The 24,673-nt window shown below is 75.4% G+C and carries 21 protein-coding genes and 3 pseudogenes; 14 read left to right on the top strand and 10 right to left on the bottom strand.

Annotated elements, in window-relative coordinates; genetic code table 11:
- Positions 1-3 precede the first annotated feature (3 nt).
- The 3 genes from I4I82_RS03580 to I4I82_RS03570 are packed head-to-tail and all read left to right on the top strand — an operon-like array spanning position 4 to position 2,447.
- Positions 4-759, top strand: a complete 756-nt coding sequence (locus tag I4I82_RS03580; RefSeq protein ID WP_226369857.1) for a cobalt-precorrin-6A reductase — start codon at positions 4-6, stop codon at positions 757-759.
- A complete protein-coding gene (gene cobF / locus I4I82_RS03575; RefSeq protein WP_218592753.1) occupies positions 741-1,505 on the top strand; it encodes a precorrin-6A synthase (deacetylating) in 765 nt (254 codons plus the stop codon). The genes I4I82_RS03580 and cobF overlap by 19 nt, the downstream gene beginning before the upstream one ends.
- Before the next feature lie 33 nt (positions 1,506-1,538).
- Entirely contained in the window at positions 1,539-2,447 is a 909-nt protein-coding gene (locus I4I82_RS03570) for a cation diffusion facilitator family transporter (RefSeq protein ID WP_218592754.1), read from the top strand.
- Here I4I82_RS03570 and I4I82_RS03565 read toward each other — a convergent pair.
- The 3 genes and pseudogenes from I4I82_RS03565 to I4I82_RS03555 all read right to left on the bottom strand — a co-directional run bounded on the left by I4I82_RS03565 (position 2,444) and on the right by I4I82_RS03555 (position 5,655).
- Positions 2,444-3,094 carry a hypothetical protein gene (locus tag I4I82_RS03565; protein WP_218592755.1) on the bottom strand — a complete coding sequence of 217 codons (651 nt, stop codon included), beginning with the start codon at positions 3,092-3,094 and terminating at the stop codon, positions 2,444-2,446. The genes I4I82_RS03570 and I4I82_RS03565 overlap by 4 nt on opposite strands.
- A 511-nt stretch (positions 3,095-3,605) precedes the next feature.
- A pseudogene (locus I4I82_RS03560) lies at positions 3,606-4,183 on the bottom strand (sugar transferase); the annotation flags it as partial.
- Positions 4,184-5,082: 899 nt separating this feature from the next.
- Positions 5,083-5,655: a hypothetical protein gene (locus I4I82_RS03555; RefSeq protein WP_218595211.1), complete on the bottom strand. Its 573-nt coding sequence runs from the start codon at positions 5,653-5,655 to the stop codon at positions 5,083-5,085.
- Between the two features lie 63 nt (positions 5,656-5,718).
- Between I4I82_RS03555 and I4I82_RS03550 the strand changes: the two genes are divergently transcribed.
- A complete protein-coding gene (locus tag I4I82_RS03550; RefSeq protein WP_218595210.1) occupies positions 5,719-6,210 on the top strand; it encodes a hypothetical protein in 492 nt (163 codons plus the stop codon).
- Positions 6,211-6,225: 15 nt separating this feature from the next.
- Here I4I82_RS03550 and I4I82_RS03545 read toward each other — a convergent pair whose 3' ends face one another.
- On the bottom strand, positions 6,226-7,254 hold the full coding sequence (locus I4I82_RS03545) for an LLM class flavin-dependent oxidoreductase (protein ID WP_218595209.1): 1,029 nt from the start codon (positions 7,252-7,254) through the stop codon (positions 6,226-6,228).
- A 65-nt stretch (positions 7,255-7,319) separates the two neighbouring features.
- On the opposite strand from I4I82_RS03545, the pseudogene I4I82_RS03540 reads away from it, so the two are divergent.
- From I4I82_RS03540 to I4I82_RS03520, 5 genes and pseudogenes are all read left to right on the top strand, one after another.
- Positions 7,320-7,553 (top strand): annotated as a pseudogene (locus tag I4I82_RS03540) (MFS transporter); the annotation flags it as partial.
- A pseudogene (locus tag I4I82_RS03535) lies at positions 7,525-8,280 on the top strand (aspartate aminotransferase family protein); the annotation flags it as partial. The pseudogenes I4I82_RS03540 and I4I82_RS03535, both read left to right, overlap by 29 nt.
- A gap of 205 nt (positions 8,281-8,485) precedes the next feature.
- Positions 8,486-9,796, top strand: coding sequence for an acyl-CoA dehydrogenase family protein (locus tag I4I82_RS03530; protein ID WP_218590573.1), 1,311 nt, complete (start codon positions 8,486-8,488; stop codon positions 9,794-9,796).
- Positions 9,797-9,893: 97 nt separating this feature from the next.
- On the top strand, positions 9,894-10,340 hold the full coding sequence (locus I4I82_RS03525; protein WP_218590574.1) for an RrF2 family transcriptional regulator: 447 nt from the start codon (positions 9,894-9,896) through the stop codon (positions 10,338-10,340).
- A 102-nt stretch (positions 10,341-10,442) separates the two neighbouring features.
- A complete protein-coding gene (locus I4I82_RS03520; protein WP_218590575.1) occupies positions 10,443-11,747 on the top strand; it encodes an acyl-CoA dehydrogenase family protein in 1,305 nt (434 codons plus the stop codon).
- A 16-nt stretch (positions 11,748-11,763) separates the two neighbouring features.
- Here I4I82_RS03520 and I4I82_RS03515 read toward each other — a convergent pair whose 3' ends face one another.
- From I4I82_RS03515 to I4I82_RS03500, 4 genes are read right to left on the bottom strand one after another with little or no spacing between them, the layout of a single operon-like run.
- Entirely contained in the window at positions 11,764-12,573 is an 810-nt protein-coding gene (locus I4I82_RS03515; protein ID WP_218590576.1) for a TauD/TfdA family dioxygenase, read from the bottom strand.
- 37 nt (positions 12,574-12,610) lie between these two features.
- Complete coding sequence (locus I4I82_RS03510; RefSeq protein ID WP_218590577.1) at positions 12,611-13,420, bottom strand: ABC transporter permease; 810 nt, start codon at positions 13,418-13,420, stop codon at positions 12,611-12,613.
- A gap of 14 nt (positions 13,421-13,434) precedes the next feature.
- Positions 13,435-14,376: an ABC transporter permease gene (locus tag I4I82_RS03505; protein ID WP_218590578.1), complete on the bottom strand. Its 942-nt coding sequence runs from the start codon at positions 14,374-14,376 to the stop codon at positions 13,435-13,437.
- A 1-nt stretch (position 14,377) separates the two neighbouring features.
- Complete coding sequence (locus I4I82_RS03500; protein WP_226369856.1) at positions 14,378-15,913, bottom strand: ABC transporter substrate-binding protein; 1,536 nt, start codon at positions 15,911-15,913, stop codon at positions 14,378-14,380.
- Positions 15,914-16,092: 179 nt separating this feature from the next.
- On the opposite strand from I4I82_RS03500, the gene I4I82_RS03495 reads away from it, so the two are divergent.
- Positions 16,093-17,322, top strand: a complete 1,230-nt coding sequence (locus I4I82_RS03495; RefSeq protein WP_218590580.1) for an MFS transporter — start codon at positions 16,093-16,095, stop codon at positions 17,320-17,322.
- A 14-nt stretch (positions 17,323-17,336) separates the two neighbouring features.
- Here the strand turns inward: I4I82_RS03495 and I4I82_RS03490 are convergent, their stop codons facing one another.
- Complete coding sequence (locus I4I82_RS03490; RefSeq protein WP_218590581.1) at positions 17,337-18,986, bottom strand: acyl-CoA dehydrogenase family protein; 1,650 nt, start codon at positions 18,984-18,986, stop codon at positions 17,337-17,339.
- Complete coding sequence (locus tag I4I82_RS03485) at positions 18,983-19,618, bottom strand: TetR/AcrR family transcriptional regulator (protein ID WP_218590582.1); 636 nt, start codon at positions 19,616-19,618, stop codon at positions 18,983-18,985. The genes I4I82_RS03490 and I4I82_RS03485 overlap by 4 nt, the downstream gene beginning before the upstream one ends.
- A gap of 210 nt (positions 19,619-19,828) precedes the next feature.
- Here I4I82_RS03485 and I4I82_RS03480 point away from each other — a divergent pair, with 210 nt between their 5' ends.
- The 4 genes from I4I82_RS03480 to I4I82_RS03465 are packed head-to-tail and all read left to right on the top strand — an operon-like array spanning position 19,829 to position 24,645.
- Positions 19,829-21,400, top strand: a complete 1,572-nt coding sequence (locus I4I82_RS03480; RefSeq protein ID WP_218590583.1) for an ABC transporter substrate-binding protein — start codon at positions 19,829-19,831, stop codon at positions 21,398-21,400.
- On the top strand, positions 21,387-22,334 hold the full coding sequence (locus I4I82_RS03475; protein ID WP_218590584.1) for an ABC transporter permease: 948 nt from the start codon (positions 21,387-21,389) through the stop codon (positions 22,332-22,334). The genes I4I82_RS03480 and I4I82_RS03475 overlap by 14 nt, the downstream gene beginning before the upstream one ends.
- The gene (locus I4I82_RS03470) at positions 22,331-23,215 is read left to right on the top strand and encodes an ABC transporter permease (RefSeq protein ID WP_226369855.1); all 885 of its coding nucleotides are present in this window, start codon (positions 22,331-22,333) and stop codon (positions 23,213-23,215) included. The genes I4I82_RS03475 and I4I82_RS03470 overlap by 4 nt, the downstream gene beginning before the upstream one ends.
- A complete protein-coding gene (locus tag I4I82_RS03465; protein ID WP_218590585.1) occupies positions 23,212-24,645 on the top strand; it encodes an ABC transporter ATP-binding protein in 1,434 nt (477 codons plus the stop codon). The genes I4I82_RS03470 and I4I82_RS03465 overlap by 4 nt, the downstream gene beginning before the upstream one ends.
- Positions 24,646-24,673 lie beyond the last annotated feature (28 nt).

Below are 24,673 nucleotides of genomic sequence, written 5' to 3'. Positions count from 1 at the left end.
CGCGTGGAGCGCACCGTGCTCGTCCTGGGCGGCACCGGCGAGGCCCGGCGGCTGGCGCAGGCGCTCGTGCGCGAGCCGGATGTGCACGTCGTGTCGTCGCTGGCCGGGCGGGTGCGCGCGCCCGCGCTCCCGCCGGGGGAGGTCCGGATCGGCGGCTTCGGCGGCCCCGACGCGCTGGCGACCTGGCTGGTGGAACGCGGGGCCGTCGCCGTCGTCGACGCCACGCACCCGTTCGCGCAGCGGATGAGCGTCCACGCCGCCGCGGCCACCGCGGCGGCCGGGGTGCCGCTGGTCGTGCTGCGCCGCCCCGGGTGGACCCCGGGCCCCGGCGACGCGTGGACGATCGTCGACTCGCTCGCGCAGGCCGCGCAGCGGCTGCCGGAGCTGGGGGAGCGGGTCTTCCTCACCACCGGGCGGGGCGGGCTCGCCGCGTTCGCCGCGTCGGAGCTGTGGTTCCTCGTGCGCTCGGTCGACCCGCCGCAGCCGCCGGTGCCCCGGCGGATGCACGTGGTGCTGGGCCGCGGCCCGTTCACCGTCGACGACGAGCGCGCGCTGCTGCGCGGGCACGCGATCGACGTGCTGGTCACCAAGGACAGCGGCGGCCCGGCGGCCAAGCTGGAGGCCGCGCGGGCGGAGGGGGTGCCGGTGCTGGTGGTGGCCCGGCCGCCCGTGCCACCGGGCGTGGAGGTGGTCGACACCGTGGAGCGGGCGCTGGCGAGGGTCCGGGATACGGTCGCGCGGTGCGCACCGTCTACGTGATCGGCATCGGGGCGGGCGATCCCGAGCACCTCACCCTGGCCGCGATCACGGCCATGAACCGGGTCGACGTGTTCTTCACGATCGACAAGGGCGAGGCGAAGTCCGACCTCGCCGGGCTGCGGTCGGAGCTCCTGGCCCGCCACGTCACGCGGCCGCACCGGGTCGTGGTGGCCCCCGACCCGCCCCGCGACCGGCGCGCGGCCGCCTACGCCGACGCCGTCGTCGACTGGCAGGGCCGCCGCGAGGCCGTCTACGCCGACATGATCGAGACCGAGCTGCCCGACGGCGGCACCGGCGCCTTCCTGGTGTGGGGCGACCCCGCGCTCTACGACGGCACGCTGCGCATCCTGGAGAGCATCGCCGGGCGCACCCCGGTCGAGGTCGTGTCCGTGCCGGGCATCAGCAGCGTGCAGGTGCTCGCGGCCCGCCACCGGCTGATCCTCAACCGGGTCGGCTCGCCGTTCCTGGTCACGACGGGCCGCCGCCTCGCCGCCGGGGGCATGCCCGCGGGGATCGACGACGTCGTGGTCATGCTCGACGCCCACAACGCCTTCGCCGCGCTGCCCGACCGCGACCTCGACATCTACTGGGGCGCCTACCTCGGCACGCCCGACGAGGTGCTCGCGCACGGGGACCTGCACGCCGTGCGCGACGACATCGTCCGGCTCTTCGCGGAGCACCGGGAGCGCAAGGGGTGGATCATGGACACCTACCTGCTGCGCCGCCGCCTCCCCGCCCCCCACTAGACATGCACGAATGCGCATAGGTACGGTGGCGGCATGGGTCACGGGCACGGTCACGGGCACTCCGCCGACACCGACCGCCGACGGCTGGCCGTCGCGCTCGCGATCACGTTGGTCACGGCCGTGGTCGGCGCGGTCGGGGCCGTCGTCGCCGGGTCGCTCGCGCTGCTCGCCGACCTCGGGCACCTGCTGACCGACGCCGGCGCGCTCGCCGCCGCCCTCGTCGCCTCGATCCTCGCCCAGCGCCCCGCCGACGCCCACCGCACGTTCGGGCTCGGGCGGGTCGAGGTGCTGGTGGCCGGCATCAACGCCATCACCCTCGTGGCCGTCGTCGTGTGGGTGGCGGTGGAGGGCGTCCAGCGCCTGCTCGACCCGGCCGAGGTGCCGGGGCTCCCGCTGCTGGTCGTCGGCGCGCTGGGGCTCGTCGGCAACCTCGTCTCGCTGTTCGTGCTCTCGGGCGGTGACCGCCGCAACATGAACCTGCGCGGCGCGATGCTGCACGTGCTCGGCGACGCCCTCGGCTCGGTCGGCGTGCTCGCGGCGGCGGCGGTGCTGCTGCTCACCGGCTGGCCCTACGCCGACACCGCGGCCTCGCTGTTCATCGTCGCGCTGATCCTGCCGCGCACCGTCGGCCTGCTGCGCGAGGTCGGGCACGTCCTGCTCGAGGGGGCGCCGCGCGGCATCGAGACCGGAGAGGTCGAGGCCGCGCTGCTGGGCGTCCCCGGCGTGCGCGACGTCCACGAGCTGCACGTCTGGTCGATCAACGACCGGCGCCCGACGGTGTCGGCGCACCTCGTGGTCGACGAGGCCACCCACGTCCGCTGCGGGGAGGCGTCGGTGCTCGACGCCGCCGCGGGGATGCTGCGCACCCGGTTCGGCCTCGACCACAGCACCCTGCAGATCGAGCAGGACGACCACGTCGACCACGAGGACCACTGCCACTAGCCCTGCGTCACGGGCTCGGCCGGCGCGCGCCGCCGCAGCGCGCGGGGCCGGCGGCGGCCGCCCAGCCACCGGCCCAGGACGGTGTCGCGCACCAGCAGGTCGTAGCCCAGCAGGAGCACGGCCGCGGTGACCGCCCAGGTGACCAGCAGCTTCACCGGAACCCGCCACGTCAGGTCGGCCAGCACGATCCCGACGCCGACCAGCAGCGGCAGGTGCAGCAGGTACATCCGGTACGAGGCGCCGGCCAGGTAGCGCACGACGGGCCGCTCGCGGGCGAGGTGGCGGCTGCACAGCCCGACCAGGCCGTAGGTCCACGTCCATCCGGCCCCGCCGACGAGGAGCGCCGCCACTCCCAGGAGCGCGGTCGGCAGCAGCAGGACCGCCACGGTGAGCAGCACGGCGGCGACCAGGTGCCGGACCCAGGTGGCGGCGAGGCGGTCCAGCGCGCCCTCGCGGCTGTGCAGGCACCAGCCGACGAGGAACGCGCCGAGGTAGGTGACCAGCGGGGCGAGCTCGGGCAGCACCGTGAACGGCTCGGTGATCCCGCCGGCCGCGCGGCCCTGCACGAGCAGTCCGGCGACGCAGGGCAGCGCCGCCAGCGCGCCGCCGGCGGGCGAGGCGAGCAGCGCACCGGCGCGCTCGGACACCCGCGACGCGCTCGGGCCCGACCAGGCGCACCGCCACCGCCCGGACCGCCACGGTGACGAGCGGGCACTCCATGAGCACGAGGAGGAACCAGAGCTGGCCGGGGCTGAACAGCAGCAGCAGGGGCGGCGCGTCCGCGGGCGGGGCGGTCGGCACCGGGACGTCGCGCACGGCGGCGTTCACCCCGGCCAGGACGCAGGTGGATCACCACCAGCGGGATCCCGACGGCCGCGGACGTCTGCGTGTCGGTGACCATCCAGTATACGCCCGGCGCGAGCGGGATGAGGGAGCGCAGGACGATCCCCAGGCCGAGCGCGGCTGCCCGCAGGGCGTCCAGGCCGTGCAGGCGGGCAGGGGCGGGCGGGTCGGCGGACGGGGCGGCGGTGGTCATGGCGTCGACGCTAGGAAGCGCGGGGCCCCGGGGCGTCGACCATCGGCCCCTGCGTGGATCGACCCATCGGTGGATGCCCCGGTCCACCGCCCCCTCCCGGTCCGTCGTGCGGGCGGCCGCGGTCAGTACGCGCCGCGGCCGCCGAGCACCGCCCGCGCCGTGCGCAGGACGATCCGCGCCTCCAGCCGCGGGGTCCAGGCGTCGACGTACTCCAGGTCGAGCCGGACCGACTCGTCCCAGTCGAGGTCGCTGCGCCCGCTCACCTGTCACAGGCCGGTCATGCCCGGGCGCACGGCGAGCCGCCGGCACTCCCGCGGGGTGTAGACCGCGACCTCGGCCGGCAGTGGCGGGCGGGGCCCCACATCGAGCCGGCGACGACGTTGAGCAGCTGCGGCAGCTCGTCGAGCGACCAGCGCCGCAGCAGCGCCCCGACCGGCGTGGTCCGCGGGTCGTCGCGCATCTTGAACAGCGGACCGGCGCCGTCGTCCGCGGCGAGCAGCGCGGCGCGGCGCGCCTCGGCGTCGACGGTCATCGAGCGGAACTTCACCATCCGGAACTCGCGCCCGCCACGCCCGACGCGGGTCTGGCGGAAGAGCACCGGCCCGCCGTCGGCGGCCACCGCGACCGCCACGACGAGCAGCACCGGCGCCACGAGCAGGAGCAGCAGCAGTGCGCCCGTGACGTCGACGACCGCCTTGACCGCCCCGGCGACGCCGCGGGCCGCGCGGCCGGGCGGGTCCGCCCACGGCTGCCCGGGTGCGGTCCGCTGCGGGCAGTCGAGACCCCCGACCGCGGTGTGGTCGGTCAGCGCCATGCGGTCGTCCTGTTCCTCGTCGGGTCCCGGGCGGGTGGGGTCTCCAGGAGACGCCGTGCCGCTGCGGCACGCTCCAGACCCGGCGGGCGTGACCTCGGATACAGGACGGGCCCGGATGAGTTGCGGATCACCCGGTCCGGGGATGGACGGCGCCGCGGCGGCACGGTGTTCGCTCCGGTCCTGCGCGCGGTGCTCGGGGACGAGCGGCTGAGACGCGGTCGGGTTCGTCGTCACCGGCCCCTGCACCAGCGAGAACCGGCCGCGGATCACCGACGGGCTCTCCGAGGTCCGGGCCGGGCGGGGCGACGGGCTGCGCCGCACCGGGGAGGAGTTCGCCGTCGGCTGGGGCAACACGGTCGAGGCGAACCTGGCCATCAGCTGCCTGGACGAGCGGCGGATGGACCCGGAGCAGGCCGCGGCGTTCCGCGCGCGGATCCACGAGCTCGCGCCCTTCGCCGACCCGGGTACCGGGACCGAGGGGGCCCGCGACTCCTGCGAGTCGTGCCCGTCGGGCCGCAGCCGGCCTACCCCTTCCCCGAGCGGATCGAGGGTCTGGCGCCCACCCTGGCGATCTCCATCAGCGGCGTCCCGAGCACGCCGTACGACGCCGGCACCAGCCTGGCGCGGACGCTCGGAGGCGGCGTGCTCACCGTCGAGGGCGAGCAGCAACCGCGCTGTTCTCGGGCGCGAACGCCTGCGTGAACGCCGTCGCCGCCGCCTACCTCGTGGACGGGACGCTCCCGCCGCAGGACACGCGCTGCACCCTCTGACGCCCGCGCACCCGGTCAGTGCTGGTGCCCCGGCTGCTCGACGAGGAGGACCTCCCACGGCGCCGGGACGAGCCGCCACTGCCCGTCGACCTCCACGAACCCGGCCACGGCGACGCCGACGGCCTGTCCGGGCGCGTGGAAGGTGATCTGGTGGATCCGCAGGCCGGGCGCCAGTGCGGGTGCGGCGGTGCGGAAGCCGCCGGGGAACCGCGCCGCCTCCCCGGTGCCCGCCTGCAGCTCCTCGGTGGTCACCGACCCGGTCGTGGCCTCGGTCTGCCCGGGCGCCGGGCCGGGGACCGCCGGGTGCTCCCAGAAGCCGGCGTAGTGCCGCAGCGCGTCGACCAGGCGCTCGGGCCGGAACACCGCGGTGTAGTCGGCGTCGGCCGGGCGGAGGTCGAGCGCGATCGCCACCGGGTCGGCGCCGGGCTCGAGGAACCGCTGGGCGATGCGCCGCAGCCCGTCCTCGCCGGCGGGCGCCGACGCCGGGGCGCCGCAGCCGGCGGTCAGGGCGAGGGCGAGCGCCAGGACGAGGGGGAGCCCCAGGACGAGGTGCAGCAGGGCTCCGCGCGACCCGACCCGTACGGCCATGCGGGCCAGCGTGGCCGCGGGCGGCCTGCCGGGTCAACCGCCGGTGGCGGGGTTGGGGAGGGCGTGACCGGGGGACCCGGACGGCAGGCGCGGGCGGGGGAGGGTGCGGTGCGGGCGTTGTGGCGGGACCGGGTGTTCGTCGTGAGCCTCGTCGTGGCGGCGGTGGCGGTGCTGGTCGGCCTCGTCGGCACCCTCGGCGCCGACCCGTCTCCGGCGCCCGCTGCGGGCGAGGCCGTCGAGCTCGCCGACGTCGACGACCTCCGCGACATCGTGGGCGGCCAGGTGTCCGCGCAGGACGCGGAGGTCGAGAGCGTGCCCGCCGACGAGGGGTTCTGGGTTTCCGGCGGCGGTGACCGGGTGTGGGTGCAGATCGGCACCGCGGGCGAGAGCCCGATCGTCGTCGAGGCCGGCGACCGGGTGGGCTTCACCGGGACGGTCGTGGCCCACGGTCCGGACTTCGTGCTGGGCCCGGAGTTCCCGGAGCAGGACGCCGAGGAGATCGTCGCGGCGGGGGCGCACGTCGAGGTGGACGCCGACGACGTGCGGCTGGGCTGATGAGTGGACGGCGCCTCAGCTCCGCGGCGACCAGCCGAGCGCCGGGCCGAGCCGGGTGGCGGTGTCGGTGAGGATCTGCACGTAGTCGGCGTGCTCGAAGCCGAACGGCAGGGCGAACACGACCTCGCTCACCTCGCGGAACCCGGCGTGCGACCACAGCGCCTGCGCGATCTCGTCGGAGGTGCCCAGGACGTCGGGGGCGAACAGCAGGTGCGCCGGGCCCTGCGGACGGGCGGTGCGCGGCGTGCGCGCTTCGACGTAGGCCGCGTACTTCGCGCGCTGCTCGGCCGTGGCGGTGTCGGTGGGGATGACGACGAGGCCCTGGGAGACGCGGGCGTCGGCGCCGGCCGGGTGCACCTCGCGGAACGCCCGGATCTGCGCCTGCTGCTGCGTCGCGAAGTCGGTCGTGTCGTCGGGGCCGGCCGCCTTGAGCACGCTGCTGGTGAGCAGCGAAAGGCCCTGCCCGCCCGCCCAGCGGGCGGAGCCGCGGCCGGCGGCGCCGTACCAGACCCGGTCGGCCAGGCCGGGGGAGTGCGGCTGCACGCGGTCGGAGAACTCCTCGATGCCGACGGTGCCCCGGAACGTGCTGGCGGGCTCGCCGCGCAGCAGCGCGACGAGCCGCTGCACGCGGGCGTGGGTGAAGTCCTCGACGTCGGCGGTGTCGGGGTAGAGGGCGTCGCGGACGTCGTCGAAGCGCATCGGCGGCCCGACGGACACGCCGGGGTTGACGCGGCCGCCGGACAGGACGTCGACGGTGGCGAGGTCCTCGGCCAGGCGCAGCGGGTTCTCCCAGCCCAGCGGCGTGACGGCCGTGCCCAGCTCGATGCGGCTCGTGCGCTGGCTCGCCGCGGCCATCACGGCGACCGGCGAGGAGATGCCGTGCTGCAGGTGCCGGTGGCGCAGCCAGGCCCCGTCGAACCCGAGCTGCTCCCCGAGCTCGATGACCCGCAGCGTGGTCTCGTGGCCGGCGCGGGGGTCGGCCTCGTCGAAGGAGCCGATGGTCAGGAAGCCCAGCGTGCGCAGCGGGACCGAGGCGGGCGGCACGTCGCCGACAGTAGCCGCGGCCCCGCCGTGCAGGACGGCCGGATGCGCGGCGGCGACGGGGCGGGCTGCCCGGCGGGGTGCGGGCGGGCTACGCGGCCGGCTCGCTGGTCACCGGGGCGTTCGGCACGGTCCCGGGGCTGCTGCTGCTCCCGTTCCTCACCGGGTCGCTGGTCGTGCCCGCCGCGCTGGCCGGGCTGCTGGTGCTGCTGCCCAAGGCGTGGGACGTGCTGCTCAACCCGGTGGCCGGGCGGATCAGCGACCGCGCCGGCGCGGCACAAGTACGCCTACTGCCCGAAGGGCACCTCGGTCCTGCTGCACGCCGACGCCGCGCTGCGCCGCCCGCAGTACTTCGCCAGCGCGGCCTGACCCGGCTACACGATGGTCAACGCGACGATGCAGTCCACGCGCTCGGGCGGCCCCGTCGCCTCGGCGTGGGCCGTGGTGCGCCACATCGGGCGCGCGGGCTACGCGGAGCTGGCCCGCGCGGCGCGGCGCTCGGCGCTGGCGCTCGCCGGAGGCGTCGACGCGACCGACGGGCTGCGGGTGCTGGTCGCCCCGGACAGCACCCTGCTCGCGCTCACGACGGCCGACGAGGGGCTCGACGTGTTCACCCTCGCCGACGAGATGCTCGCCCGCGGCTGGTACCTGCAGCCGCAGTTCGGCTTCGGCCCCTCACCGGCGAACCTGCACCTCACGGTCACCGCCGCGCTGTCGGGGCAGGAGGACGCCCTGCTGTCCGACCTGCGCGCCGCGGTCGACGCCGCCCGCGCCGCCGGGCCGGTGGTGATCGCCGACGGGATCGCGGAGGTGGTCGCCGCCCTGGATCCCGACGCCCTCACCCCCGAGGAGTTCGGCGGCCTGCTCGCCGCCGCCGGGCTAGGGGGAGGAAAGGGCCTGCCCACTCGGATGGCCCCGGTGAACGCGCTGCTCGCCCTCTCCCCACCGCGCCTGCGCGAGCGGCTCACCGCCGAGTTCTTCGGCCGGCTGCAGCAGCCGGTGCTGCCGGGGGCGGTGGTGGGGGAGTAGGCGGCTCGGATCGCCTCGGAAGTCCTCACGTCCCGTCGCGGCCGGAGGAGAGCGGATCGGAACATCCGGCAACAGATCGGCAACCTGTTAAATACGCATTTATCATACCACTTCTAGTACCGTTCGTGGCGACCGACGGACGCCTGCGAACGACCGCCGGTCCGCACGTGCTCTCTCAGTGATCCGCCGAGCCACTGGAGTACTCATGACCATCGACTTCACGATGTCGGGCGAGCAGAAGAAGCTGCAGTACGACGTCCGTGCCTTCTCCGAGAACGTCCTCAAGCCGGTCGTGGCGGCCGCCGACGCGGAGCCGGATCCGCTCGTCGGCTTCCAGATGACCAAGCCCGCGTACATCGAGGCGTACAAGGCCGGGATCGCGATGTGCATGCTGCCCAAGGAGTACGGGGGTGGCGGGGTGTCGTGCGTGGACCTGGTCATCGCGGCGGAGGAGATCTGCGTCGTCGACCCCGGCTTCGCATGCACCGTGCTGTGCAACGGGCTGGGTCTGATGCCGGTCGCCTGGTACGGCAGCGACGAGCAGAAGGAGCGGTTCCTCATCGCCGCGACCTCCGACCCGTCCGGTACCTACCTGGGCGGGTGGACGGCGAGCGAGCCGCCCGGCAGTCCCTCCGGCACGGCCAACTTCGACATCGACCTGCCGCGCCCGGCGGGCGTCGGACTCACGGCCACCCTCGACGGCGACGCCTACGTCGTGAACGGGCGCAAGTACTGGCCCTCGTCCGCGGGCTGGGACGAGCAGGGCGTCGACGCCGGGACGCTCATCGTCCGCACCGACTCGGACAAGGGTGGGACCGAGGGCCTGTCGGCGCTCATCCTGGAGCGCGGCACACCGGGTGTCACCTACAAGCACCTCGACAAGGAGGGCCACCGGCTCGCCTCCAACGCCGAGATCACCTTCGACGACGCGCGCATCCCGGTCGAGAACCTCATGCCCGGCGCTGTCGGCAACGGCGACCTCGTCATCAACCGCAACTTCGCCTGGTCTGGTCCGGTCGCGGCGATCGCCGCGGTCGGCATGGCGCGCGCGGCGTACGAGATGGCGCTGGACTTCGCCAAGGGCAACACCGCGGGCGGCCTCAAGCCGATCATCGGCTTCCAGAACGTCGGCTACGTCCTCGGCGACGTGGCGGCGAAGATCGAGATGGGCCGCTACTTCTCCTGGCGGGCGGCGGACTACCTCGACAAGCACGACCAGCACGCCGAGCTCGTCGGCGCGATGAACAAGATCCAGGTCACCGAGATGATGTTCGACTGCGTCTTCAAGTGCATGCAGATCGTCGGCGTGAACAGCCTGGAGAAGAAGAACGGCTTCGGCAAGATCCTGCGGGAGGCGTCGGTCCTGCCGATCTACGACGGCGGCAACATGGGGATGCAGCGCCGACGGGTGCACGGCATCCTGGCCGACCCGATGTTCAACCCGCGGGCGATCATGGAGGACGACTACGTGGAGTTCGGCAAGCACCACGAGTCGATCGGCACCATCGCCGGCTGATCCGGCACCCGCCCCCGGCCCGTCCCCGCACTCGGGGTCGGGTCGGGGGCTGCCGGCGGGTACGGTTCGTGGCGGTCCCGATCGAGACGAGCCGGTCATGAAGCACACGAGCCACGCCGACTACGCCCTCCGCGTCCTGATGTACCTGCGGGTCGCTCCCGGGCGACGAGGCTCCGTCGGGGACATCGCGATCGCGCACCACGTGTCGCGCAACCACCTGGAGAAGGTCGTCCAGCGCCTCGCGGGCGCGGGCCTGGTCGACACCACCCGCGGACGCGGCGGTGGTGTCGAGCTGGTGCGGGACCCGGCGACGATCACCGTCGGCCAGGTGATGCGGGCCATGGAGAGCGACTTCGCCGTCGTCGAGTGCCTCGGGCCGTCCCGCTACTGCCGCATCGCCGGCGTCTGCGGCGCGCGGAGCGTCTTCGCGCGGGCCCTGGACGCCTACTTCGCGGTGCTCGACGACGCCACGCTCGAGGAGATCGCGGCCAACGACGACGGTCTGCGGGGTGCGCTCGGGATGATCGGCACCGCCGGCACCTGACCGATCGACCGGCCCCGACGCAGTGGCCTCCCGGGGACCGGCGGTGCGCCGGTCCGAACGCGCGGAGCGCCACCACCCGCGCCCGCTGCAGGAGGTGCACCCGTGCCCGTCGACTTCGACCTCACCGCCGAGCAGAAGGAGCTCAAGCGCGCGAGCCGCGAGTTCGCCCGCGAGGTCCTGCGGCCCGCCGCGGCGGCGGCGGACGCGCTGAGCGATCCGCAGGAAGCGTTCCTGGCGATGCGGCCGGTGTACCGCCAGGCCGCGGCGCTGGGTCTGCACACCATGTTCCTGCCGGAGCGGTACGGCGGGGGCGGTGCCTCGAACGTCGACTTCCTGATCGCGATCGAGGAGCTGTGCGCGGTCGACCCGGGGTTCCCCACCGTGCTGCTCGTGAACGGGCTCGCGCTCATGCCACTGCTCTGGTTCGGCACGGAGGAGCAGCGGGAGACCTGGATCGGGCGGGCCGCTGCCGACACCCGCGGTGACTTCCTCGCGGGCTGGGCCGTCAGCGAACGGGGCGGAACGGCGAACTTCGACCATCCCAGCCCGCAGGCGGGCATCCAGCTGACGGCCGACCACGACCGCGCGAGCGGTGAGTACGTGCTCAACGGGGAGAAGCACTGGCCGTGCAACTCCGGCGGGTGGGACCTGCAGGGCGCCGATGTCAGCCTCTGCGTCGTCCGGACGGACCGCTCCCGTGGCGGCAAGGGAGGCCTGAGCGCCGTCCTCGTCGAGCGCGGAACGGCCGGGATCGAGTACGAGGTGATCGACAAGATGGCGCACCGCACGTGCCAGAACGTGACGATGACCTTCCGCGGTGCGCGGGTCCCGGAGGGCAACCTGCTGGCCGACGGCGATGGGGACCTGCTGGTCAACCGGAACTTCACCTGGTCTGCGCCCATCGCGAGCATGGCCGCCGTCGGGCTGGCCCGTGGTGCCTACGAGTTCACGTTGAAGTGGGCGAAGACCTACACGGGCGGTGGCTCGAAGCCGATCATCCACCACCAGGCGGTCGGCAACCTGCTCGCCGAGATCGCCGCGAAGATCGAGGCCGGCCGCTACCTGTGCTGGAAGTCCGCCCACTACATGGACCGGTTCGACGGGCAGGGGCACGCGCTCGGCGGGATGAACAAGACGTTCTGCGGCGACCTCATGCAGAACGTCGTGACCGACTGCATGCGCGTGGTCGGCGTCAACGCCCTCGACCGGAAGTTCCCGATGGCGAGGTTCTACCGGGAGGCGGCGGTCTTCTCCCTCTACGACGCGGGGAACCTCGCGATGCAGCGTCGTCGGACGTGGGGGGTGATGGCCGACCGGTCCTTCTCCCCGGACACGTTCGTGGACGGCGAACCGCTGGAGTTCTCCCGCTCGATGGAGGGCTACGGGGTGATCGCCGAGCAGGGCTGAGGCGCCGGGGCCGCGGTCAGAACGCGTCCGTCGTCCGCACCGTCATGACGTGCATCCGGCGCTCACCCGCGAAGGCGTCGCGCCCGTGCAGGAAGCGGTAGTTGTCGAGCACGAGCACCTCCCCGGCCTCGAGCCGGAACCGCGCGGCGCACTCCTGGGCGGTGGCGAGGACGTCGGCGTACTCCTCGAGGTGGGCCAGGTGGGCGTCCCAGCGCGGCTCGCGGGGCACGGGCAGCGCGTAGTCGCTCGCCCGGACCGCCCGCCGCCCGCGCCGGGTGTGCTCCACCAGCCCGCGGACCAGCGGGGTGAGCGGGACGGAGTGCGGCCGGGCGGTCCAGCCGCCGAAGAAGTCGACGTCGCACGTGGTGAGGAACGCGTGCAGCTCCGGGCGGGCCTCCCGCAGCGCCTCGACGAGCCCATAGCCGTCGACGAGCACCGAGTCGCCCCCGCGCGGCGCGGGCCGGGTGCAGAGCATGAGCAGGTAGTCCTCGTCCGGGTCGCGCAGGCGGGCCGGGCGGCCGTGGACGTCGACGGTGACGGTGGCGCCGTCGCTGTGCAGTGACAGCACCGGCGAGTCGACGCCGTGCTGGCCGCGGATGCCGAACAGCTCGCGCAGCCGCCCGCCCAGCAGCTGCGCGGCCGCGGTGACCAGGACCTCCGGGTCGTCGCCGCGGTCGGACAGGACCACGGCCCCGTCGCGCTCCAGCACGGCGCGCGCGTCGGCGTCGCCGGCCCGTGTGGGCACCACCCCCAGCGGGGCCAGCAGCTCCTTGAGGTCGGGCCGCACGGTGCCGCGGCGGCGGCCCTGTCCGTCGGTGCTCGCCACGACGCCTCCCTCGTTGCCAGTGAACTGCATGTGCACATTAGGTGTGACTGATGCCCGAGCGGAAGGCGCCCGGCTCGGCCCACCGGCGCTCCAGGGCCCGCCCGGCGAGCGTGACCACGAGCGCGACGCCCACGATCGCCGCGGCCGGCGCGAGGACGAGACCTGGCCGCAGGAACAGGTAGGGGCGGGCCTCGTCGAGCATCGCGCCCCACTCCGGGGTCGGCGGCTGCGGACCGAGCCCGAGGAACGACAGGCCCGCGATGGTGAGCAGCGTGGCGGCGAAGCGCAGGAACGCGTGCGCGGTGAGCGGGCGGATCGCGTTGGGCAGGACGTGCCGGAACACGATCCGCGCCGGTCCGGCGCCCAGGGCGGTCGCGCTGCGGACGTAGTCGGTGCCCGCCTCCCGCACGGTGAGTCCCAGAGCGAGCCGCGCGAACGGCGTCCACCCGGTGGCGACGACGGCGACGAGCAGCGTCGTCGTGCCGGGGGAGAGCAGCGTGGTGAGCACCAGCGCCAGCACGATCGACGGCACCGCCACCAGCACGTCGACGACGCGGTCCAGCGCCTGCGCCGCGAACCCGCCGCGGTAACCCGCGAGCAGGCCGAGCGCGGTGCCGATCGATGCGCACAGCCCGACCGCGACGACGGTGAACCCGACCGACAGGCGGGTGCCCGCGGCGAGCCGGGCCAGGACGTCGCGGCCGAGGTGGTCGGTGCCCAGCGGGTGGGCCGCCGACGGCGGGGCGAAGCGGTTCGCGAGGTCGTTGCCCACCGCGTCGAGCGGGAGCAGGGCCGCCACGAGCAGGGCCGTCACGAGCAGGGTCGCCGCGAGCGCAGCCGGCGCCACGGCCGGACCGCGCCTCACCGCGCGGCCCGGCGGGCGAGGGGGTCGACCGCGAGTTGCACGAGCTCCGTGGCGGCCGTCGCGAGGACCGCGACCGCCACCAGGACGAGCAGCCCGCCCTGCACGACCGGCAGGTCCTGGGCGAGCACGGCGTCGTAGAGCAGCCGGCCCAGCCCGGGGACGGCGAACACCACCTCCACGACGACCGAGCCGCCGAGCAGCCCGGCGAAGAACACGCCCGACAGCGCGGTGACCGACGTCAGCGACCGGCGCGCGGCGTGCACCCAGAGGACGCGCCGCTCCGACAGGCCCTTCGCCCGCGCCGCGCGGATGTGCAGCGCGCCCAGCACGTCGGCGGTCTCGGCGCGGGTGAGCTGCGCGGCGAGCGCCGCGGGGAACAGCGCCAGCGTGACGACCGGCAGCACCGCGGCGCCCGGGCCGTCCCAGCCCGCGGCCGGCAGCAGGGGCAGCGCGACCGCGAAGACCAGCACCAGCAGCGGGGCGAGGATGAACTCCGGGACGGCCGCACCGAGCACCGACAGCCCGGTGACCGCCCGGTCGACGGCACCGCCGGGCCGCCGCGCCGCCGCGACGCCCGCGGGGACGCCGACGAGCCCCGCCAGCAGCAGTGCGCCGGCCGTGACCGGCACCGACACGCCCAGCGCCGCGCCGAGCTGTGGCACCACTGCGGTGCGGGTGGAGAACGACAGGCCGAGGTCACCGCGCAGCGCGGAGCCGAGCCAGAGCAGGTACTGCTGCCACAGCGGGCCGTCGAGCCCCAGCTCGCGGGAGACCCGCGCCGCGGTGTCCGGGTCCGGCACCGAGTCGGCGATGCGCGAGCGCAGCACCGTGCGGGTGGTGTCGAGGCCGGACGCGCGGGGCAGCAGGAACACCAGCGCCGAGACGCCCAGCAGCACCAGGGGCAGCGGGAGCAGCCGGCGGCAGAGGGTGCCCGTCACGTCAGCCCGTTCTGGCCAGCTCCGGGGTCACGAACACCCGGTCGGCCGGGTCGGGCGCGAAGCCGGTGACGCCCCGGCTCGCCGTGCTGACGACGGTGTGCACGAGCGGGACCCCGACCGCGTCGGCCTCGAGCAGCTGCGACGCCCGGGCGAAGACGTCCTGGCGGGCCGCGGGGTCGGGCACGTCGACCAGGCCGGCCACCAGCGCGTCGAACGCGGGGGAGCAGTACCGGTTGATGTTGTAGGTGCCCGCGCAGCCGTAGTCGCTGCTCAGCACGCCGGCTGCGTCGGGCAGGTCGGTGAGCAGGTTGCGCGAGAGCAGCATCATGTCGTAGCGCCCGGCGAGCAGCTCGGGCTCCTGCGCCGCGTACTCGCCGAGCCGGATGTCGGCGGTGACCCCGGCGCCGGCCAGCATCGCCTGCACCGCGGTGGCCAGCGTCGGGAGCTCGGAGCGGTTCGGGTAGGTCCACAGCCGGACCGTCAGCGGGTTGCCCGGGCCGTAGCCGGCCTCGGCCAGCAGTGCGGCGGCCGCGGCGGGGTCGGCGGCCGGGGCCGGACCCGTCGCGCCCCACGGCACCGCCGGACCGAAGAGCTCCGACGCCGGGAGCGCGGAGTCGGCGAGCGCCTGCTCGCCGAGCGCGGTGCGGTCGACGGCGAGCGCGACGGCCCGCCGCACGCGCACGTCGGAGAACGGCGCCGTCGACTGGTTGAGGTAGAGGCTCGCGGTGCGCACGGTCGGCACCGTCTGCACCTGCACGTCCGGGGTGGCCTGCAGCTCCAGCACGGCCGCCTCGTCCAGGCCGATGACGATGTCGACGTCCCCGGCGCGGAAGGCGAGCGCCCGGGCCGTGGGGTCGGGGAGGAAGCGCGCGGACACCGAGGCGACCTGCGCCCGCTCGCCCCAGTACCGCTCGAAGCGCGCCAGCGTGATGCCCTGCGCCGGGTCGGCCTCCGTGATCGTGAGCAGCCCGGTGCCGGTGCCGACGACCGACGGCGGGCCGTCGCCGGCGTAGGCCGACGGCGCCAGGATCGCGGTGCCCGGCGCGCTCAGGCGCAGCGGCAGGACCGGGTCGGGGCTCGCGGTGCGCACCAGCACGGCGTCACCGTCGGCCTCGGCGGTGATCCCCGCGCTCGCGACCGCCCGGGGTGGGGCCGCGACGCCGGTGACGTAGCCCAGCGCGCCCACCACCGCGTCGGCGGTGAGCGGGGCCCCGTCGTGGAAGACGACATCGGGACGCAGCGTGAACCGCCACGTCGTGGGGTCGGTCCGGGTCCATCCCGTCGCCAGTCCCGGCTGCGCCCGGCGCTCGGCGTCGACCGACACCAGCGTCTCCACGGCGCCGAGCTGGGTCAGCAGGAACGCGTCGTCGGTGTCGATCGCGAGGCCCGACCGCGGCGCGAACTGCAGGCCGATCGTGACCGCGCCGTCGGGCACGACGGCCCCGCCGGACGGGGCCGCGGCGGTGCCGCAGGCCGTCAGCAGGCAGGCCAGCAGGACCAGTGCGCAGGCCCGGGTCCGGGTCGGTGCATGGGGCACGTCGGATGTCCGCCTCTCACGGGTGCGGCCGTCGGTGCGGCAGCGCTCGCCGGATTCTGTGATCACCTCCGACGGCGTGTCAACGCCTGTGACGCACCTCCTGCACCAGCCGGTCCGATGCTGTCGCATGCGCATGTAACTGCTACAAGATTGCGATTGTGACGGGTGAGCATGTGCGGATGGACCCTCGACGACGGCCGGCGCGCACCGCGTTCGGGGCGCTGCCGGGCGTCCTGCGCCTGCTCGTGGGCACCCAGCTGGCGTTCAACGTGGGCTTCTTCATGGTGGTTCCCTACCTCGCCGTGCACCTCGCGACCGACCTCGCGCTCGCCGGCGGCCTCGTCGGGCTCGTGCTCGGCCTGCGGACGTTCAGCCAGCAGGGGCTGTTCGTGGTCGGCGGCACCCTGGCCGACAGGTGGGGCGCGAAGCCGGTGGTGCTGGTCGGGTGCGCGCTGCGGGTGGTGGGGTTCGTGCTCCTGGGTGCGGCCGACTCGCTGGCCGGCGTACTGGCCGGCGCGCTGCTCACCGGGTTCGCCGCGGCGCTGTTCTCCCCGGCCGTCGAGTCCGCGCTGGCGCGGGAGGCGGGCGAGCTGCCGCCCGGCGGTCCGACGCGCGCCGACGTCTTCGCGATGTTCGCCGTCAGCGGCCAGGTCGGCACCGTCGTCGGGCCGCTCGTCGGGGCCGCGCTGCTGCTCGTCGACTTCGGCCTGGCGTGCGCCGTCGCCGCCGGGGCGTTCGTCCTGATCGGGCTCGCCCACCTGCGGTGGCTCCCGCACCGCGCCGCCGCGCACGGCGACGAGCCGGTGCTCGCCGGCTGGTCCGAGGTGCTGCGCAACCGGCGGTTCCTCGTCTTCGCGGCGGGCTACTCCGGCTACCTGCTCTGCTACAACCAGCTCTACCTGGCGCTGCCGGTGGAGCTGGAGCGCGGCACCGGCGGACAGGCGGCGCTGGGCTGGCTGTTCGCGCTGGCCGCGGTGATGGTGATCGTCGGGCAGGTGCGGACCACCCGGTGGGCGCGCCGGCGTCCGGTCGGGCAGCCGCTCGTGCTCGGCTTCGGGCTGATGGCGGCGGCGTTCCTGCTGGTCGCGCTGGCCCTGCCGGCCGCGCCCGCGGGGGTGTGGCCCGCGGCCGGGTTCGTCGTGCTGCTCACCGCGGGGCAGATGCTGGCCGGGCCCGTCGCCCAGGCGCTGGTGCCGGTCCTGGCCGCCGAGCGCCGGCTCGGGGCGTACTTCGGGGTCCTCGCCTCCGCCGGCGGGCTCGCCGTGCTCGTCGGCAGCACCGCGGTCGGGGCGCTGCTCGACGCCTCGGTCGCGCCGCCGGTCGTCGCCTGGCTGGTGCTGGCCGCCGTGCCGCTCGTCAGCGCGGCCGTGATCGGTGCGCTGGCGCGGCGGGGGGCGCTGGGCGGCTGAGGGTCCGCCCGCGGTCAGGACAGGCGGGCGAAGTCGATGACCGCCTCGAAGTCGACGCCGCGCAGGGTGCCGTACCCCGGGCCCCAGCCGGTCCCGAGCCGCGACGCGACGAACGCCTCGGCCACGGCCGTGGGTGCGTGCTCGAGCAGCAGCGCGGCCTGCGCGGCCAGCGCGATCCTCGTGACGAGGTAGCGCGTGGTCTGCTCCGGGGCCAGGACGAGCTCCTCGATCTCGGCGAGCGCGGCGGCGACGAGCGGGTGCCCGGCCGCGGCGGGCCGGATCTCGTCGAGGACCGGTTCGATCGCCTTGGGCTCACGGGCGAGGACGCGTCCCACGTCCATCACCATCATGTTGGACGTGCCCTCCCAGATCGCGTTGAGCGGCGCCTCCCGGTAGTAGCGGGGGCACGGGTGCTCCTCGATGTAGGCGTTGCCCCCGATCGACTGCATCACCTCCTCCGTCACGCCCGCCACGCGCCGGCAGTTCCAGAACTTCGCCACGGGCGTCAGGAGGCGGCTGACCAGTCGCTCGGACACGTCGCCCCGGTGGTCCTCGGCGCGCGCGACCCGGAACCCGAGGTGCGCGGCGCCGGCCCACTCCAGGGCGAGGTCGGCGAGCACGGGCGCCTGGATCGGCAGCTGCGAGAGCGGCGCGCCGAACGCGGACCGGTGGTCGTTGTGGTGCAGCGCCTGCGACAGCGCCGCCCGCATCAGGCCGGCCGAGCCGACCGCGAAGTCCAGGCGCGTGTACTCCGCCGAGGACAGGATCGTGCTGATCCCCCTGCCCTCCTCGCCGACCAGGAGGGCCTCGGCGTCGTGGTACTCGATCTCCGACGACGCGTTGGCCCGGTTGCCGAGCTTGTCCTTGAGGCGGTTGACCCGGATCCGGTTCAGGTCCCCGTCGGGCAGGCGGCGCGGGACGAACAGGCACGAGACGCCGCCCTCGGTGTGCGCGACGGTCAGGTAGCCGTCGGCCATCGGCACCGAGGCGAACCACTTGTGGCCGTTGACCAGGTACCGCTCGCCGGGACCGCGCCTGCCGACGGGCCGCGCGACCGTCACGTTCGCCCGGAGGTCGGAGCCGCCGTGCTTCTCGGTCATGAAGTAGCCGATCGTGGCCGCGGACTTCTGCTCCACCGGCACGTCCGCGGCGTCGTAGCCCTCCGCCTCGACCGCCCGCGCGAACGCGGCGAGCTCGGGCTGGTCGCGCAGCACCGGGATCGAGGCGTAGGCCATGCCGACCGGGCAGGCGGTCGACCCGTCGACCTGGTTCCACAGGTAGGACAGCACCGCCCGGGCCGCGTGCCCGCCGGGCTCGGTCGCGGTCCAGGCCAGCGAGTGCGTGCCCGAGCCGAACCCCAGCGCCATCAGCTCGTGGTAGGCGGGGTGGAAGTCGACGTCGTAGACCTCGTGGCCGAGCCGGTCGAGCGTGCGGAGCTCGGGGGTGAAGCGCTGGGCGTCGCGCGCGGCCTTGAGCACCCGCGGGTCCCACACCTTCGCGCCGAGCGCCTCCGCGCGCCCCCACGCCCACGGGGCGTGCGCGCGCACCACGCTCGCGGCGACCGCGTCCGTGGTGAACGCGTTGACGCCCGTGAGGTCCGGGACGAGGTTGTCGGGGATCTCACGCTGCGTCGTGAAGTCCGTGTCGGGGTCCGTGAGGGTCATGCCGGTTCCTGTCCGCTGGGTGGGGGTGGACCCGCGACCGCCGCCCGGCAGAAGCGGGCGATCTCGCCGCTGATCGCGTCCCGGTCGGGAGCGCGTGAGGTCCGTCCCGCGAGCGGCGCGACCAGGCCCTCGAGGAAGGCGCCGACGATCGCCGCACCGCGGATCCCGGCGTCCTGATCCGGGAGCTCGCCGGATTCGACGCCCTCCCGGATCAGCCCGGCGAAGGCCTGCGCCAGCCCGGCCCGCGCCTCGAGGCGCACCTGGTCCACGTCGGGGTCCATGGGCTCGGCGATGACCGCGTACGCCAGTCCGTCGCCGCGCAGCGCCCTGTCGACGAACGTGGTCACGGCGTCGCCGATCCGGTCGGTGGCGCTCCGCCCGGCCTCTCCGGTGACGGCGCGCACGACCTCGAGCTCGCGCACGCAGACGACCCGCAGCACCTCCGAGAACAGCGAGGCCTTGGACGGGAAGTGCCGGTAGATCGTGCCGGTGGCGACGTCGGCCACCGAGGCGACCACGGCGACCTGTGCCGCGGCGAAGCCGTGCTCCGCGACCACGAGCCGCGCCGCCTCCAGGATGCGGCGCCGGGCGTCGGCCTGGCGGGCGGCGATGCGCGGACTTGGATGAACCACGGTTCAAGACTGAACCACGGTTCACAGCAGCGGTCAACGCTCAGACCTGCCGGAACCGGGGGCGCCCGCGCGGCGACCACTGGTGTGTCGATCTCATCCGCGCGTCGTACTAATATCTGAACGACTGTTCAGATGACCAGCCGTCGTGGGTCGACGAAATCGGCCCACGACCGTACGAGGTCGTCACGCGAGCGTTGGAGGCGACGTCCGTTGAACCCCCGCTACCCCCTGCCCGCGGCGCTGGTCGCCCTGGCGCTCCTCGGAGGCTGCGCGACGACCGGCGGCCCGGCGCCCGCCGGTGACGCGCCGCCGACGCTGACGCTGGCCACCGGGTTCGCGATCGACGACCTCGACCCGCTCGAGAACGGCTTCTGGGGCCCGGAGTTCGGCTACGTCGAGCTGCTCATGCGCCCGGAGCGGGACGGGGCGCCGACGCCGTGGGTGCTGGCCGGCCTGGCCAACCCCGAGCCGCTGACCTGGACGCTCACGCTGAACGAGGGCGTCGCGTTCGGGAACGGGGCACCGCTCGACGGTGCCGCGCTGGCCGCCCTGCTGACCTTCCAGCTGGCCGAGAACCCCGACTTCGCCGCCGCGCTGCCCGGCGCGACCGCCACCGCGAGCGGCCCTCTCGAGGCCGTCCTCACCACGTCCCGCCCGGCGCCGAACGTGCCCTCGCTGCTGGCCGACGAGTCGATGGTGCCCGTCTACGACGTCGCCGCCTACCAGCGGCACCGCGAGTCCGGGGCCGACGCCGCGGCGCTCGTCGGGGCCGGTCTGTTCACCGCGCCTTACGTCGTGGACTCCCTCGATGCCGACGCGATGCAGCTCTCGCCGGACCCCGGCCACTGGGCCGGCCCGCCCGCGCTCGACGACCTCACCGTGCGCTTCGTCCCGGAGGTGTCCGCGCGGATCCAGGCGGTGCAGGCGGGGGAGGCCGACATCGCGCTGTACCCGCCCACGGCCTCGGCGCCGACCCTTGAGGGCCGCGACGACGCGTTCTTCGTGACCGGCGAGCCGGTCGGGCCGACGTTCGTGCTGGAGTTCAACCAGCGCACGGCGCCCTTCGACGACCCGCTGGTCCGCCGCGCCCTCTACGCCGCGGTGGACTACGACCAGCTCGCGGACGAGGTGATGAACGGGCGGTACTCGCCCGCCACCGGGCTCTACGCCGACCCGGTGCCGTGGGCGGAGAAGACCCAGACGACCGACACCGCTGCGGCCGGGGCGCTGCTCGACCGGGCCGCCTGGACCCGCACCGGCGACGGCCCGCGCACCCGTGACGGCGTCGCGTTGACCTTCACGGTGCTCACCTACCCGCAGCAGCCCGACTCCGACAGCCTCGCCCTGGCCGTGCAGGCGCAGCTGGCCGGGCTCGGGGTGGGGATGGAGATCCAGCAGGTCCCCGACATCACCTCGGTCGTCGAGCAGCCCGACGGGTGGCAGGCCGCCGTGCGCGGCAACGGGTTCCTGTCCTTCGGCGGCGACTACGTCACCCCGCTGCTCACGACCCTGCGCAGCGGGGGCACCAACAACCACACCGGCACCGCCGACCCGGAGCTGGACGCCCTGATCGACGCCGTCGCCGTCGAGCTCGACACCGCCGCCCGCGACGACCTGCTGCGGCGGGTCCAGCAGCGGGTGGCCGACAACGGCTACCTCGGCTACCTGGGCATCCGGCTCCCGGCGGTCGTCACCGGACCGGCGTGGCGGGACTACGAGGTGCCGATCTCGAACCTGTGGGTCCACGCGACCACCGCTCCGTCCTCGCGTGGAGACGCCTGACGTGCGGGCCGTCCTCGGGAGGCTCGGGCAGGCGCTGCTCACGCTGGCCGGGGCCGGCCTGTTGATCTTCGGGATGCTCGCCGTGACCCCCGGCGACCCCGCCCGACGGGTGCTCGAGGCCCGCGGGGTCACCGAGCCGAGCCCGCCCGCGATCGCCGCGGTCCGGGCCGAACTGCGCCTGGACGACCCGCTGCCGCTGCGCTTCGCACGGTGGGCGGCGGGCGCGGTCACCGGTGACCTCGGGACGTCGTGGCGGACCGGCCGGGAGGTCTCGGCGGAGTTCGTGACCCGCCTGCCGGCCACGCTGCTGCTCACCGGCGCGGCCCTGGCGCTCGCCGTCGTGATCGCGCTGCTGCTCGGCGCGGCCGCCGCCGCGGCCCCCGGGCGCTGGCCCGACGTCGTCACGCGGGTGGTGGCGCTGGGGATGCTCGTGGTGCCCGGGTTCGTGCTGGGGGTGGTCGTGCTCGACGTGCTCGTCGTGCGGGCGGGGCTCGGCCGGGTCATCGCCGACGGCACCCCCGCCACGGTCTTCCTGCCGGCCCTGACCCTCGCCCTGGCCTCCGCGGCGACGTGGTCGAGGGTGCTGCGCACCAGCCTGCTCGAAGCGCAGTCGGCCACGCACCTGCGGGTCAGCGCGGCCCGCGGGGCCGGGTGGCTGCGCCGGCTCGTCGTACACCAGGCGCCGCAGGCCGCCCCGCCGTTCCTCACCGTGGTCGGGCTGGGCAGCGCCGCCCTGCTCGGCGGCGCGCCCGTCGTCGAGAGCGTGTTCACCTGGCCGGGGATCGGGCGCTACACCGTGGAGGCCATCGACGCGCGGGACATGCCCGTCGTCGTCGGGTTCACGCTGGTCGCGGTCGTGGTCTACGTGGTGACGAGCCTGGTCGTCGACCTGGTGTGCACGCTGATCGACCCGCGGCTGCGGGCGGCGCCGTGACCGTCGCCGGCATCGTCACCCCCGCCCGTGACGCGGACGTCCCGGCCGTGGCGCCGAGCGCGGTGTGGCGGGCCCTGCTCGCCCGCCCGGCCGCGCGCGCGGGGTTGATCCTCGCGGCGGTCCTCGCGCTCGTCGCGCTGGCCGGCCCGCTGTTCGTCCCCGACCCCGCCCTGCCCGACTACGCCGACCAGCTCGCCCCGCCGGGCGCGGAGCACTGGCTGGGCACCGACGAGTCCGGCCGCGACCTGCTTGCCCGCAGCATCGCCGGGGCGCGCACCTCGCTCGGCGCGGCGCTGCTGGTGATGACGATCGCCGCGGTGATCGGGCTGGTCGTGGGCACCGTGGCCGGCACGTTCGGCGGGGTCGTCGACGCGGTGCTGACCCGCGTCACCGACGTGCTGCTCGGGCTGCCGACCCTGGTGCTCACCCTGGCCGTCGTCGCCGTGCTCGGGCCCGGGTTCGCGAACCTGGTGCTCGCGATGTCGGTGACGGGCTGGGCGTGGCTCGCCCGGCTGGCCCGCAGCGTGGCGCGCGGCAGCGACCTGCGGCCCGACGTCATTGCCGCGCGGATGGCCGGGGTCGGCCGGCTGCGGGTGGCGCTCGGGCACGTCCTGCCCGCGGCGGCCACCCAGGTGGCAGTGGCGGCGACGCTGGGACTGGGGGAGACCGTCCTCGCTCTGGGCGGGCTGTCCTTCCTCGGCCTGGGCGCGCAGCCGCCGACCGCGGAGTGGGGCAACATGCTCGCCACCGGTCGCACGACGTTCGCCTACGCGCCCTGGCAGCTGGTCGGGCCCGGGCTGGGGCTGGTCCTGTCGGTCACGGCGGCCGCCCTGATCAGCGATGCCCTGCGCGACGCCGCCGACCCGAGCCGGCGCACGTGAGCGCGCCGCTGGTCGTCGAGGGGCTGACGGTGCACTACCCGGACGGGCACCGGGCGCTGCACGGGCTCGACCTGCGGGTCGGCGCGCACGAGCGCTGGGCGCTGGTCGGGCGGTCCGGCAGCGGCAAGACGACGCTGGTGCGGGCGGTGCTGGGCCTGCTGCCGTCGGGCTCGCGCGCGACCGGCAGCGTGCGCGTCGGGGGCACCGAGGTGCTCGGGGCGCCCGAGCGGGTGCTGCGCGGGCTGCGCGGTCTCGTCGCCGGGTACGTGCCGCAGGACCCGTTCGCGGCGTGCGATCCGCTGCGGGCCGTCGGCCACCACGTCGCCGAGGCGTGGACCGCGCACCGGCGCACCCCGCCCGCCGGCGCGGTCGTCGACGGGCTCACCGGCGTCGGGATCGCGGACGCCGCGGCCCGGGCCGTGCAGCGCCCGCACCAGTGGTCGGGCGGCATGCTGCAGCGGGCGACGCTGCTCGCGGCCACCGCCCACGACCCCCTGCTCACCCTCGCCGACGAGCCGACCAGCGCGCTCGACGCCGACCTCGCCGACGACGTCCTCGCGCTGGTGCGCCGCCGGTGCGGTGCACTGCTGCTGATCAGCCACGACCTGGCGCTGGTGGCGCGGCACGCCGACTCGGTGCTGGTGCTCGACGGCGGCCGGGCCGTCGAGCGCGGCCCGGCGGCGGACCTGCTGACGGCGCCGGCGGTGGCCGAGACCCGGCGGCTGGTGGCGGCGTCGGCCCCCGTGGCGCGACGCGCGTCCCCGTCCGCGGCCGCGGCGGGGGAGCCGGTCGCCCGCGTCGAGGACGTCAGCCGCCGCTACCGGCACGCGGGCGGCGAGGTCGTCGCGGTGGACGGCGTGACGCTCGCGGTGCGGCCCGGGGAGGTCGTCGGCGTCGTGGGGCGGTCGGGGTCGGGGAAGTCGACGCTGGTCCGCCTGCTCGGCGGCATGGAGAAGCCCGACTCGGGCACGACCGTGCTCGGCGGCACGCGCCCCGGCTACGTGATGCCGGTGTTCCAGGACCCGGTGGCGAGCCTCGACCGGCGCTGGACGCTGTGGCGCACGCTCACCGAGCCGCTGTCCGCGCGCGGCGAGCGGCACGGGCGGGCGCGGCGGCGCGCGCTGGCGGCCGCGGCGCTGGAGCGGGTCGGGCTGTCCGGCGTCGACCCGGACCGGCTGCCCGGGAGTCTGTCGGTCGGCCAGGCCCAGCGGGTCGCCGTCGCGCGGGCGCTGGCCGCCGACCCCGCCCTGCTGGTCGCCGACGAGCCCACGGCCAGCCTCGACGTCGCCGCCGCCGCCGCGGTCACGGACCTGCTGCGCGGCATCGCCGACGCGGGCACGGCGATGCTCGTCGTCAGCCACGACGAGCGGCGCCTCGCGAGCTACGCCGACCGCGTGGTCCGGATGCGCGACGGGCGGCTCGTCGGGTGATCCCTCGACCGTGCCGCAGCGGCACGGT

This window comes from Pseudonocardia oceani, from assembly GCF_019263585.2.
GTDB lineage: Bacteria > Actinomycetota > Actinomycetes > Mycobacteriales > Pseudonocardiaceae > Pseudonocardia > Pseudonocardia oceani.
This window is presented reverse-complemented; position numbering and strand designations above follow the sequence as displayed.

Coding starts and splice junctions, on each gene's coding strand:
- I4I82_RS03555 (WP_218595211.1), bottom strand. CDS start 5,655: ATGGCCGTACGGGTCGGGTCGCGCGGAGCCCTGCTGCACCTCGTCCTG.
- I4I82_RS03525 (WP_218590574.1), top strand. CDS start 9,894: ATGAAGCACACGAGCCACGCCGACTACGCCCTCCGCGTCCTGATGTAC.
- I4I82_RS03490 (WP_218590581.1), bottom strand. CDS start 18,986: ATGACCCTCACGGACCCCGACACGGACTTCACGACGCAGCGTGAGATC.
- I4I82_RS03495 (WP_218590580.1), top strand. CDS start 16,093: ATGGACCCTCGACGACGGCCGGCGCGCACCGCGTTCGGGGCGCTGCCG.
- I4I82_RS03530 (WP_218590573.1), top strand. CDS start 8,486: ATGACCATCGACTTCACGATGTCGGGCGAGCAGAAGAAGCTGCAGTAC.
- I4I82_RS03570 (WP_218592754.1), top strand. CDS start 1,539: ATGGGTCACGGGCACGGTCACGGGCACTCCGCCGACACCGACCGCCGA.